This is a genomic window from Pseudomonas sp. LB3P25 (assembly GCF_054897985.1).
The window spans coordinates 3,523,718-3,537,306 of sequence record NZ_CM142711.1; the positions used below are offsets into that span (position 1 = coordinate 3,523,718).

7 protein-coding genes are annotated in these 13,589 nt (G+C 60.5%); 6 read left to right on the forward strand and 1 reads right to left on the reverse strand.

The annotated features are described in order from the left end of the window. Positions 1-132: 132 nt before the first annotated feature. From ACYZTW_RS15960 to ACYZTW_RS15985, 6 genes are all read left to right on the forward strand, one after another. The gene (locus ACYZTW_RS15960) at positions 133-1,908 is read left to right on the forward strand and encodes a type I secretion system permease/ATPase (RefSeq protein WP_462000809.1); all 1,776 of its coding nucleotides are present in this window, start codon (positions 133-135) and stop codon (positions 1,906-1,908) included. Then, positions 1,905-3,239, forward strand: coding sequence for an HlyD family type I secretion periplasmic adaptor subunit (locus ACYZTW_RS15965; RefSeq protein WP_462000810.1), 1,335 nt, complete (start codon positions 1,905-1,907; stop codon positions 3,237-3,239). Before ACYZTW_RS15960 ends, ACYZTW_RS15965 begins: the two co-directional genes overlap by 4 nt. Positions 3,240-3,241: 2 nt before the next feature. Next, the gene (locus ACYZTW_RS15970; RefSeq protein ID WP_462000811.1) at positions 3,242-4,603 is read left to right on the forward strand and encodes a TolC family outer membrane protein; all 1,362 of its coding nucleotides are present in this window, start codon (positions 3,242-3,244) and stop codon (positions 4,601-4,603) included. Positions 4,604-4,802: 199 nt separating this feature from the next. Beyond that, entirely contained in the window at positions 4,803-7,766 is a 2,964-nt protein-coding gene (gene eprS, locus ACYZTW_RS15975; RefSeq protein WP_462000812.1) for an autotransporter serine peptidase EprS, read from the forward strand. A 244-nt stretch (positions 7,767-8,010) separates the two neighbouring features. Beyond that, the gene (locus tag ACYZTW_RS15980) at positions 8,011-11,058 is read left to right on the forward strand and encodes an autotransporter domain-containing protein (protein ID WP_462000813.1); all 3,048 of its coding nucleotides are present in this window, start codon (positions 8,011-8,013) and stop codon (positions 11,056-11,058) included. 184 nt (positions 11,059-11,242) lie between these two features. Beyond that, on the forward strand, positions 11,243-13,096 hold the full coding sequence (locus tag ACYZTW_RS15985) for a polyurethane esterase (RefSeq protein WP_462000814.1): 1,854 nt from the start codon (positions 11,243-11,245) through the stop codon (positions 13,094-13,096). A gap of 119 nt (positions 13,097-13,215) precedes the next feature. Here the strand turns inward: ACYZTW_RS15985 and ACYZTW_RS15990 are convergent, their stop codons facing one another. After that, the gene (locus ACYZTW_RS15990) at positions 13,216-13,440 is read right to left on the reverse strand and encodes a YgdI/YgdR family lipoprotein (RefSeq protein ID WP_046055248.1); all 225 of its coding nucleotides are present in this window, start codon (positions 13,438-13,440) and stop codon (positions 13,216-13,218) included. Between the last annotated feature and the right edge of the window lie 149 nt (positions 13,441-13,589).

Below are 13,589 nucleotides of genomic sequence, written 5' to 3' on the forward strand. Positions count from 1 at the left end.
AAGCGCTCTGTCGCCCACGAAAAGTTGTTATTAGTTTGTAAGCGCTGTCGCAAGGCCTATATCCGCCCCTGCGCGGACAGTTAATGGAAACTTCGCCAGATAGGGCGAGGAATAACACCTCAGGAAGAACCCATGAAGATGGCAAAGAGCCCGGCCACCGCACCATTATTCAAAGCGCTGGGCGACTACAAGAGCATCCTGATCAGCGTCGGTTGTTTTACCGCGTTAATTAACGTGTTGATGCTGGTCCCGTCGATTTACATGCTCCAGGTCTACGACCGCGTGCTGTCTTCGCAAAATGAAACGACCTTGGCGATGCTGTCGTTGATGGTGGTCGGGTTCTTTGCCTTCATCGGTTTGCTTGAAATCGTGCGCAGCTTCATCGTCATTCGCATCGGCAGCCAACTGGAGCGCCGCTTCAATCTTCGGGTCTATCAGGCCGCCTTCGAGCGCAACCTGTTCAAAGGCGAGGGTAACGCCGGGCAAGCCTTGGGGGACCTGACGCAGATTCGCCAATTCGTCACCGGTCCTGCGCTGTTTGCCTTCTTCGATGCGCCGTGGTTTCCGGTTTATCTGTTCGTGATCTACCTGTTCAATGTCTGGCTCGGTGTGTTTGCGACGGCGGGCGCGGTGCTGTTGATCGGCCTCGCTTGCCTCAACGAGACGATGACCAAAAAGCCTTTGGGCGAAGCCGCAGGTTTTTCCCAGAAATCCAGCCAGCTGGCCACCAGTCACCTGCACAACGCCGAATCCATTCAGGCCATGGGCATGCTCGGGGCGTTACGTAAACGCTGGTTCCAGGTTCATTCACGTTTCCTCGGCTTGCAGAATCAGGCCAGCGACACCGGTGCAGTCATCAGCTCCCTGAGCAAAACCCTGCGCCTGTGCCTGCAATCGCTGGTGCTGGGGCTGGGTGCATTGCTGGTGATTAAGGGCGACATGACCGCCGGGATGATGATCGCCGGTTCCATCCTGATGGGTCGGGTTCTGAGCCCCATCGACCAATTGATCGCCGTGTGGAAGCAGTGGAGCGGCGCCAAACTCGCGTACCGCCGTCTCGATACCTTGCTGCAAGCCTTCCCGCCGAGTGACGAGGCCATGGCGCTGCCGGCGCCGAAGGGTCAGATCATCTTCGAACAGGTCAGCGCCGCGCCGCCGGGGCAACGGGCAGCCACGTTGCACCTGGTTAATTTCAGCCTCGGTGCCGGGGAAGTGCTGGGCGTACTCGGGGCGTCCGGTTCCGGCAAATCGACATTGGCCCGGGTGCTCGTTGGCGTCTGGCCGACGCTGGGCGGTACGGTGAGGCTCGACGGCGCGGACATTCATCGCTGGAACCGCGACGATCTTGGTCCCTACATCGGTTATCTGCCGCAAGACATCGAGCTGTTCAGTGGCAGCATCGCTGAAAACATCGCCCGGTTCAGCGAGGCGGACCCGCAAAAAGTCGTTGAAGCCGCGCAACAGGCTGGCGTTCACGAACTGATCCTGCGCATGCCGCAAGGCTACGACACCGTACTCGGCGAGGACGGCAGCGGCTTGTCCGGGGGCCAGAAGCAGCGCGTGGCCCTGGCTCGCGCGTTGTATGGCAACCCGCGTCTGGTGGTGCTGGATGAACCCAATTCCAACCTCGACACCGTGGGCGAAGCGGCATTGGCCAGCGCGATTGCGCACATGAAAGCCCAGGGCACCAGCGTGATTTTGGTCACCCATCGTTCTTCGGCGCTGGCCCAGGCCGACAAGTTACTGGTGCTCAACGAAGGGCGCTTGCAAGCCTTCGGTGCCAGCCAGGACGTGCTCAAGGCACTCGCAGCCAATCAGGAACAGCAGCGGGAAAAAACCGCGCAAGCGCCGGGTGGACTCAGCATGAGCCGGCAGTATCAGCCCTCGACAAGGAATTCGGGTGTATGAGCAACAACAGCGAAGCCACCATGGAACACGACTACACCGCAGAACGTCCTGAGCGCGATGCGCGTTTCTTCGCCCGCATGGGCTGGATTCTGGCGATTGTCGGCGCCGGCAGTTTTTTCACCTGGGCCAGTCTCGCGCCTCTCGACCAAGGCATTCCCGTGCAAGGCACGGTCGTGGTGTCGGGCAAGCGCAAAGCCGTGCAATCGATGAGCAGTGGCGTGGTCAGCCAGATTCTGGTGCGCGAGGGCCAGGTGGTGAAACAGGGCCAGCCATTGTTTCAGCTCGACCAGACGCAAGTCGCCGCTGACGTGCAATCGCTGCAAGCACAATACCGCATGGCCTGGGCCAGCCTGGCGCGGTGGCAGAGTGAACGGGACAACCTCAAGCAGGTGAGTTTTCCCGCTGAACTGAGCAACGATCCTGACCCACGCCTGGCATTGGTGCTGGAAGGTCAACGGCAGTTGTTCAGCAGCCGCCGTGAAGCGTTTTCCCGCGAACAGGCCGCCTTGCGTGCCAGCATCGAAGGCGCCAGCGCGCAATTGGCTGGCATGCGCCGCGCCCGCACCGACTTGACTGCCCAGGCCAGCTCTCTGCAACAACAACTGAGCAACCTTCAGCCTCTGGCGGATAACGGCTACATCCCGCGCAATCGGTTGATGGAGTACCAACGTCAACTGTCGCAAGTGCAACAACAATTGGCGGAAAACACCGGCGAAAGCGGCCGTGTGGAGCAGGGCATCCTCGAATCGCGGCTGAAACTGCAACAGCACATCGAGGAATACCAGAAAGAAGTCCGTACCCAACTGGCCGACGCGCAATTGAAAAGCGTGACGCTGGAAGAGCAGCTGACTTCCGCCGGGTTCGATCTGCAACATAGCGAGATCATCGCCACGGCCGATGGCATTGCGGTCAACCTCGGGGTTCACACCGTGGGCGCGGTGGTGCGACAGGGCGAAACCCTGCTGGAGATCGTGCCTCAGGGGACGAGTCTGGAGGTGGAAGGGCACCTGCCGATCAACCTGGTCGACAAGGTCGGCACACACTTGCCGGTGGACATTCTGTTCACGGCGTTCAACCAGAGCCGCACGCCGCGCGTGCCCGGCGAAGTCAGCCTGATCTCCGCCGACCAGATGATCGACGAGAAAACCGGTGCGCCGTATTACGTACTGCGCAGCAGCGTCAGCGATCAGGCCATGGAAAAACTCAACGGTCTGGTGATCAAGCCTGGCATGCCGGCGGAAATGTTCGTGCGCACCGGTGAACGTTCACTCCTCAACTATTTGTTCAAACCGCTGCTCGACCGGGCAGGTTCCGCGTTGACTGAGGAATAAGGATGTTCCGCTGTATGAATAAGCTTTCGATGCTTGGAGCAGTGCTCGCGTTGTTCACCTGCAACAGCGTGTTGGCCATGGGGCCGTTCGAGATCTACGAGCAGGCATTGCGCAATGATCCGGTGTTCCTGGGCGCAATCAAAGAGCGCGATGCCGGCCTTGAAAACCGTGCCATTGGCCGCGCCGGACTGTTGCCGAGGCTGGGTTATACCTACAACAAGGGCCGCAATTCTTCGAAGGTCACTTACCTCAACGATCGCGGTCGCAGCCAGAGCGATGATCGCAACTACAGCAGTTACGGCTCGAACCTGACCCTGCAACAACCGTTACTCGATTACGAGGCTTACGCGTCGTACCGCAAAGGCGTGGCGCAATCGCTGTTTGCCGACGAAAACTTTCGCGGCAAGAGCCAGCAATTGCTGGTTCGGGTGCTGGAGAATTACACCCAGGCGCTGTTCGCTCAGGATCAGATCGACATCGCGCAGGCCAAGAAAAAGGCTTTCGAGCAACAGTTCCAGCAGAACGAACACATGTTCCGACAGGGCGAGGGCACGCGTACCGACATCCTTGAGGCCGAGTCCCGCTATGAATTGGCCACGGCCGAGGAAATCGAAGCCCGTGATGAGCAGGACGCGTCGTTACGAGAGCTGGGCGCGCTGATTGGCGTGCCGGCGGTCAACATCGGCGACCTGGCGCCGCTGGACCAGCATTTCCAGACCTTCGCCCTGCAACCGGCCAATTACGACACCTGGCACGAGATGGCCGTGGCCAACAACCCCAACCTGGCCTCCCAACGGCAGGCCGTGGAAGTGGCGCGCTACGAGGTTGAACGCAACCGCGCCGGGCACCTGCCCAAAGTCAGTGCCTACGCTTCGGTGCGTCAGAACGAATCGGAAAGCGGCAACACCTACAACCAGCGTTACGACACCAACACCATCGGCATCGAAGTCAGCGTGCCGCTGTATGCCGGCGGCGGGGTTTCGGCGTCGACGCGTCAGGCCAGCCGCACCATGGAACAGGCGGAATATGAGCTGGATGGCAAGACCCGGGAAACGTTGATCGAGTTGCGCCGGCAGTTCAGTGCCTGCCTGTCGGGGGTGAACAAATTGCGGGCTTATCAGAAGGCGCTGAAGGCTGCCGAAGCGCTGGTGGTCTCGACCAAGCAAAGCATTTTGGGTGGTGAGCGCGTCAACCTCGACGCATTGAACGCAGAACAACAACTATTTACCACCCGCCGCGATCTGGCACAGGCACGCTACGACTACTTGATGGCCTGGACCAAGTTGCATTACTACGCCGGGACGTTGAATGAGCAGGATTTGGCCAAGGTTGACGAGGCGTTTGGGCAAGGCCCGAGGAGCTAATGAGTTGAACCTGTAGCAGCTGGCGAAGCCTGCGTTCGGCTGCGTAGCAGTCGTAAAACCTGACAACACGGTTTGTCAGATAGACCGAATGACGACTGCTTCGCAGCCGAACGCAGGCTTCGCCAGCTGCTACAGGGGGATGCGTTGCTGCCCGTTATGGACAACCAGAATTCTAAAAACGCCAAAAAAGCGAGAAGTCATGAACACGGACGTACAGATCAAGCCGATGTCAGTCGGCACGCTATTACTCCTGGTGACAGCAATGCCCGTCTCGTTGCAAGCCGCTTACCTGGAAACCGGCGTGCCCGGTGATGCCGCCAGTTGGCGCTCGGCGGAGTTCCAGCGCGACTGGGGACTCGCCCGCATGCAAGCCGATCAAGCCTATGCCGCCGGCATCACCGGCAAAGGCGTGAAAATCGGCGAGCTCGATTCAGGCTTCGATGCTTCCCATCCCGAATTCGCTACCGACCGTTACCATGCGGTGCTGGCCAGCGGAAGTTACGTCGATGGTTCTTCGTTCAACGTCGACGGCACGCTCAACCCCAACAACGATTCCCACGGCACGCACGTCGCCGGCACCATCGGTGCCTCGCGCGACGGCACCGGCATGCACGGCGTGGCCCACAACGCACAGGTCTACGTCGGCAACACCAACAAGAACGACAGCTTCCTGTTCGGCTCCAATCCTGATCCACGCTACTTCAAAGCGGTCTATAACGCGTTGGCGGATGCCGGTGTGCGAGCGATCAACAACAGCTGGGGCAGCCAGCCACCGGATGTCAGCTATCGGACCCTCGACGATCTGCATGCGGCCTACGCCCAGCACTGGAACAAAGGCACCTGGCTCGATGAGGCCGCAGACGTTTCCCGACGCGGCGTGATCAACGTGTTCAGCGCCGGCAACAGCGGTTACCCCAACGCCAGCGTGCGTTCAGCCTTGCCTTATTTTGAGCCGGACCTGGAAGGCCACTGGCTGGCGGTGTCGGGGCTGGATCAAGGCAATCTGCAGAAATACAACCAGTGCGGGATCGCCAAGTATTGGTGCATCACCACCCCCGGCGCGAAGATCGACAGCACCATTCCCGGCGCAGGCTATGCGATCAAGTCCGGTACCTCCATGTCCGCGCCGCATGCCACCGGTGCCTTGGCGCTGGTGATGGAACGCTACCCGTACATGACCAACCAGCAGGCGCTTGAAACCTTGCTGACCACAGCCACTCAGCTCGACGGATCGGTCACCGATGCACCGAATACCCGCGTCGGTTGGGGCGTGGCCAACCTTGATCGGGCGATGCGCGGGCCGGGGCAATTACTCGGGCGTTTCGACGCCAATCTAGGGGCAGGGCAGAGCGATGTCTGGAGCAATGACATCTCGGATAAAGCGCTGATCCAGCGTCAATCCGAAGACCTCGCCGAGCACAGTGCCTGGCAGCAGACGTTGCAAACCAAAGGCTGGGAGAACGGCGTGCCGGTTGGCGCCAGTCAACAGGATCAGACTGATTACGCCGTGGGCACGGTGCGGGATTCCGTCGCCGCTCACCGTGTTTACGAAGGCAGCCTGATCAAGTCTGGTGCCGGACGCCTGATGCTGACCGGCGACAATACGTATCGCGGGCCGACCACCATCAATGGTGGGTTACTGACGGTGAACGGTTCGCTGAAATCGAAGGTGACCATCAATGACGGCGGCACGCTGGGTGGTTCGGGGCGCGTCGGTGCTGTGACCGCCAATAGCGGCGCAACTGTAGCGCCGGGCAATTCCATTGGTACGTTGCAGGTTAGTGGCGACGTGACGTTTGCGCCGGGTTCGACCTACGCTGTCGAACTCTCACCGAATAGCAGCGACCGGATCATCGCGGGCGGCACGGCCACTGTCAGCGGCGCGACGGTCAGCCTGTCACTGGAAAACAGCCCGACCTTGCTCAGTGCTACCGAGGTGCAAAGCCTGCTCGGTCATCAATACAACATCCTGCAAGCGGCTGGCGGCATTCAAGGTCAGTTCGAAGCGGTGCTGCCCAATTATCTGTTCATTGGCGGCAGCCTGGATTACGCCGCCACCGGTGTTCAACTGAGTGTCGAACGCAACGACACGACCTTCGCCAGCGTCGGCCAAACGCCGAACCAGCGCGCCGCAGCCTCCGCCGCGGAAGGGCTTGGGGCGGGTAATGCGGTTTACGAAAGTCTGTTGCTGTCGCCCACCGCGACGTCTGCCCAACAGGCGTTTCAGCAGTTGTCGGGGGAAATTTATCCGGCGATGGGCTCGGTGCTGATCAACGACAGCCGCTACTTGCGTGATGCCGTCGGTGAGCGACTGGTTGATGCCAAAGGTGCTCAAAGCAATGGCTGGATAAAGGCGCTGGGCGCCTGGGGCAAAACTGATGAGCGCCATGACGCGGCAGGCTACACCACGTCGATTGGCGGTTTGCTCGCCGGTGTCGATGGCGCGCTCGATGAGCAGACTCGCATCGGGTTGGTCACGGGTTACAGCGACAGCTCGGTGAGCATGGGCTCGGGCACTCATTCATCGGCCAAGGTCGACAGCTATCACCTGGGCGCTTACGCCGGTCGAGAAATGGGAGCTTGGCGCCTGAGTGCCGGCGGTGCCTACAGCTGGCATCGCGCCGACGTCAAACGGGACCTGCAATACGGCGACGTCAGCGCCAAACAGAAAGCCAAGGTCGACACCGGGACCACCCAAGTGTTCGGTGAAGCGGCGTATCGCCTGAACCTGCAACCTCTGGCGCTTGAGCCGTTCGCGAATCTGGCTTACGTGCACCTCAACACCGAAGGTTTCACCGAGAAAGGTAACGCCGCCGCCCTGAAAAGCCGTGGCGACCAGCGTGACGCGGTGCTCAGCACGTTGGGCGTGCGCGCGTTGAAAACCGTGAACCTGTCCGGTCAGCAGCAGCTTGAGCTGGGAGCGAGTCTCGGCTGGCAGCACAACCTTAGCAACACCGACGCCGAGGAACATCTGGCATTTGCCAGCGGCAGCACCGCGTTCTCGGTGGAAAGTTCGCCGATGGTGCGTGATGCCGCATTGGTCGGCGCCCACGCCAGCCTGGCCCTGAGCCGGGACATTCGCCTGAACCTCGATTACACCGGCCAACTGACCAGCCGCGAGAAGAGCCATGGAGCAGGACTCAGCCTCAATTGGCAGTTTTAACGCAGAACCTGTAGCAGCTGGCGTAGCTGTGGTGAGGGGATTTATCCCCGTTCGGCGGCGAAGCCGTCGTAATTCATTGGACGCGGTGTGGCTGGAAAAAACAGGGGCCGCTTCGCAGCCCGACGGGAATAAATCCCCTCGCCACAGCTTCGCCAGCTGCTACAGGGGGCGTGCTTCACAAATAAAAAAATGGGTGCTTTCTAAGCACAGGGATTTTGGCAACACAACTAAGGACGGTAGCTGGATGAACAACAAGTACAACAACCTCGCCTTGCTCTGCGCATTGGCATCCCTGGGCACTGCGCAAGCTGCGCCTTACGTGGAAAACGGCAAAACCGGCGATCCCAACAGCTGGCGCAGCACGGAGTTCAATGCCGATTGGGGGCTGGGAGCGGTCAACGCACAAGAGGCCTACGCCGCCGGTTACACCGGTAAAGGCGTGAAGCTGGGGATCTTCGACCAACCGGTCTACGCCGCGCATCCGGAGTTTTCCGGTCCCAACAAAGTGATCACGCTGGTCACCAGCGGCATCCGCGAATACACCGACCCGTACATCCCGGTCAAAGCGGGGGACGCCTTTCGCTACGACGGTTCGCCCTCGATCGGTTCCGACGGCAAGCTCGGTGCCCACGGCACCCACGTTGGCGGGATCGCTGCCGGCAGTCGAGATGGCGGCCCGATGCATGGTGTGGCATTCGGTGCGCAGATCATCAGTGCGGACAACGGAGATCCGGGCCCGGAGGACGGCATCATTCGCGGCAACGACGGCGCGGTCTACAAGGCCGGTTGGGACGCCTTGATCGCCAGCGGCGCGCGGATCATCAACAACAGCTGGGGCATCGGCATCACCGATCGCTTCGACCTCGGAGGACGCAACCCGGCGTACCCGCATTTCACCGTGCAAGACGCACAATTGCAGTTCAACGAGATCCGTCCGTTACTCGGGACCAAACCGGGCGGAGCCTACGACGGCGCCATCGCGGCGGCCCGCAGCGGTATCGTGACGATCTTCGCGGCCGGCAACGACTACAACCTCAACAACCCGGACGCCATCGCGGGCCTGGGGTATTTCGTCCCGGACATCGCGCCGAACTGGGTCACCGTCGCGGCCTTGCAAAAGAACCCGGACCTCAACAGCCCGGACCTCTACAACATCAGCACCTTCTCTTCACGCTGCGGCTACACCGCAAGCTTTTGCGTGTCTGCACCGGGCAGCAAGATCTACAGCTCGATCATCAGCGGTACCAACGCCGGTAACCTGACCACCGGCTACGCCAACTACAACGGCACCTCGATGGCGGCGCCGCACGTCGCCGGTTCCATGGCCGTGCTGATGGAGCGCTTCCCGTACATGACCGGCGCCCAGGTCGCCAGCGTGTTGCGCACAACGGCCACCGATCTCGGTGCGCCGGGTGTCGATTCGCTCTACGGCTGGGGCATGATCAACCTGCGCAAAGGCATCGATGGCCCGGCGATGTTGGTCACCGAGCAAGACATTCCCGAGGAGTTCCGCATCCAGGGTGCCTACGGTTCGAGTCAGTTTGTCGCGGATTTGCCAGGCATCGGCGCGATCATCGACGCGGGCAAACCGACCGAACGCGTCTGCAATGACGTGCACTGCGGCCTCGACACGTGGCGCAACGACATTTCCGGGCACGGCGGTTTGACCAAGCAAGGCATCGGCACGCTGGTCATGACTGGCGCCAACACCTACACCGGCCCGACGCTGGTCAATCAGGGTCGCCTGGCCATCAACGGCTCGCTCGCATCAGCCGTCACGGTCAACGACAACGGCATCCTTGGTGGTAACGGCCGCATCGGCGCATTGACCGCGAAAAGCGGCGGCACCGTAGCGCCAGGCAATTCCATCGGCACCTTGCAGGTGGCGGGCGACGTGACCTTCGAGCCCGGTTCGACCTATGCCGTGGAATTGTCACCGACCAGCAGCGACCAGATCGTGGCGGGCGGTAAAGCCTTGATCGACGGCGCTACCGTCAGCCTGTCCCTGGAAAACAGCCCGACATTGCTGACCACCAGCGAAGTGAAATCCCTGCTCGGCAATCAATACAACATTCTGCAAGCGGCTGGCGGGATCGAAGGGCGTTTCGGCGCGGTGCTACCGGATTACCTGTTCATCGGAGGCACACTCGACTACTCGGCCAATGGCATCCAACTGGCGGTAGAGCGTAACGCAGCGTCTTTCGCCAGCGTCGGCCAAACCCCGAATCAACGCGCCGTTGCCGCTGCTGCCGAGCAACTGGGCGCGGGCAATCCGCTCTATGAAACCTTGCTGTTGTCGCCGACCGCCGCCATCGCGCAACAAGCCTTCCAGCAACTGTCCGGTGAGATTCACCCGGCGATCGGCACGCTGCTGATCAACGACAGCCGTTATCTGCGCGATGCCGTTGGCGAACGCCTGCGCGAGCGTGACCTGTTCGATGCCGCCGCACCGACCGATGACCGTAGCAACGCTTGGGTCAAAGTCCTCGGTGCCTGGGGCAAGAGCGATGGCGGGCATGACAACGCCAGTTCCAACCGCTCCATCGGCGGCTTGCTGGCCGGTGTCGACGGTTTGATCACTGAAGATACGCGGCTGGGTTTCGTGACCGGTTATAGCGACAGCTCGTTGAGCATGGGCGATGGCACGCATTCGTCCGCCTCCGTCGACAGCTACCATTTGGGCGCCTATCTGGGCCATGAAATCGATGCGTTGCGCTTGAGCGTCGGTGGCGCTTACAGCTGGCATCGCATTGACGTGAAGCGTGACCTGCAATTCGGCGACGTCAGCGGTAAACAGAAATCCAAACGCGATGCGACAACCGCACAACTGTTTACCGAAGCAGCGTATCGCCTGGACCTGCAACCGCTGACGCTGGAACCGTTCGCCAACCTGGCTTACGTGCACCTGAACAGCGACAGCTTCACCGAGAAGGGGGATGCCGCGGCACTCAAGGGCGGCGAAGACAACCGCGACTCCGTGCTCTCGACCCTCGGCCTGCGGGCGAGCAAAGCGATTGCCCTGTCGGACCAACAACAGTTGGAACTGTCTGGCACGCTGGGCTGGCAGCACAACCTGAGCAACACCCGTTCCGAAGATCACCTGGCCTTCGCCAACGGCAACACCGCGTTCAGCGTGCAGAGCGTTTCCCTGGACCGTAACGCTGCCGTCATTGGTGCGCGGGCCGGTTTGGCGGTGGCGCAAGACGTTCGTCTGAGCCTGGATTACAACGGACTGCTCGGCTCCCACGAGAAAGACCACGGTGTGGGTCTGACGCTCGACTGGCAGTTCTGATTTGACGCAAAGGAAGCAAGTCACTGCCGACGCCCGGTCGGGCTCCGGACTGGATAACTTGCCGGCTTCAGGCATTACGTTTGCCTAAGGCTGCATGCACTAGATGCTCCGGGGCGCCTCGTGAGTGAGGCGTCCTGGTTGTGAGCTATCTCTGACAATTCCAACAAAGAGAGAGGCAATACCCATGGGTGTGTACGACTACAAAAACTTCGGTACAGCAGATTCCAAAACATTATTTACCGACGCGATGGCGATCACGCTGTATTCCTATCACAACCTGGATAACGGCTTTGCCACCGGCTATCAGCACAACGGCTTCGGCCTTGGCTTGCCGGCGACATTGGTCACCGCGCTGCTTGGCGGCACCGACTCCCAAGGTGTCATCCCCGGCGTTCCGTGGAATCCGGATTCGGAAAAAGCCGCGCTGGACGCGGTGCAGAAAGCCGGCTGGACACCCATCACCGCCACGCAACTGGGCTATGACGGCAAGGTCGACGCACGCGGAACGTTCTTCGGCGAGAAAACCGGGTACACCAGCGCTCAGGTGGAAATCCTCGGCAAGTACGACGCGCAGGGCCATCTCAGCGAAATCGGTATTGCCTTTCGCGGCACCAGCGGCCCACGAGAAAGCCAGATCAGCGACTCCATCGGCGATGTGATCAATGATCTGCTGGCGGCGCTAGGGCCCAAGGCTTACGCCAAGAACTACGTCGGCGAAGCGTTCGGCAACCTGCTCGACGACGTGGCGGCATTTGCCCGGGCCAATGGGCTGTCGGGCAAGGACGTGCTGGTCAGCGGCCATAGCCTCGGCGGGTTGGCGGTCAACAGCCTGGCGGATTTGAGCGACGGCAAGTGGAACGGGTTCTACCAGGATTCCAACTACATTGCCTACGCCTCGCCGACCCAAAGCAGCACCGACAAAGTGCTGAACGTCGGTTACGAAAACGACCCGGTGTTCCGTGCCCTCGACGACTCATCGTTCAACCTGTCGTCGGTGGGCGTGCACGATGCCGCCAAGGTCTCGGCGACCGATAACATCGTCAGCTTCAACGACCACTACGCCTCGACAGCGTGGAATGTGCTGCCGTTTTCCATCCTCAACATTCCGACCTGGATCTCGCACTTGCCGACCGCCTATGGCGACGGCATGAACCGGGTGATCGAATCGAAGTTCTACGACCTCACCAACAAAGACTCGACGATCATCGTTGCCAACCTGTCGGACCCGGCACGCAGCAACACCTGGGTCCAGGACCTCAATCGCAATGCCGAAACCCATAAGGGCAGCACCTTCATCATCGGCAGCGACGGCAACGATCTGATCCAGGGCGGCCAGGGCAACGACTACCTGGAAGGCCGCGACGGCAACGACACCTTCCGCGACGGTGGTGGCTACAACATCCTGTTGGGCGGCAAGGGCAACAACGTGCTGGACGTGCAGCAGTCGGTAAAAAACTTCGACTTCGCCAACGACGGCGCCGGCAACTTGTACATACGCGACGCCAATGGCGGCATCAGCATTACCCGCGACATCGGCAGCATTGTGACCAAGGAACCGGGGTTTCTGTGGGGGCTGTTCAAGGATGATGTGACCCACAGCGTCACGGCCGATGGCCTTAAGGTGGGCAACAACCTGACTCAGTACGCGTCCACAGTGAAGGGCGGTGCCGGTGCCGACACGCTCAACGCTCACGCTGGCGGCGATTGGTTGTTGGGTCTGGACGGCAACGATCATTTGATCGGCGGCAAGGGTAACGACGTGTTTGTCGGCGGGGTGGGAAATGACCTGTTGGAGTCTGGGGGCGGGATCGATACGTTCCTGTTTAGCGGCGCGTTTGGTCAGGACCGGGTGGTTGGCTACCAGGCCAGCGACAAACTGGTGTTTCTCGGGGTTCAGGGGGTGACGCCAAACGACGACTATCGAGCGCATGCCTCGACGGTAGGGCACGACACGGTGCTGACGTTTGGTGGGGATTCGGTGACGTTGGTCGGGGTTGGGCTGGATAGCTTGTCCGGCTCAGGGATTGTTATTGCCTGACGGTGATGCGCTGCCTGTAAGGACCTCTTCGCGAGCAGGCTCGCTCCCACAGGGGATTTGTGAACGCCACAGATCCAATGTGGGAGCGAGCCTGCTCGCGAAGAACGATGACTCGGTACTCAGTCTTCCTGTCGGATCGTGGTCACTTCATCGGCCTTGACCTTCACTTTCGCCCCGGAAATATCTTCGAACTCGAAGAAGCCGTCCTTGGTCTTGGTTTTCGGCATGTCCTTGGTCAAATACTGGGTGCCGTTCTGCAGCGTCACAACCGTTGGCGTCGAGCAACCGGCCAGGGCCAGAAAGGCCGCTACCGCCAGGGGCAAGCCCAGAGTCTTGATATTCATAACCACCTCTCATCCTTCAAAAAAAAAGCGCGACTGCCACGAACGAAATCAATCGTCACTGTACCTATAACGCGGTTAGGCGCGATGGATCGGCAGAAAGTTCATAGCCAGCCGAAAAATTACCGAATAACGCCGCCGCTTATCCTTTT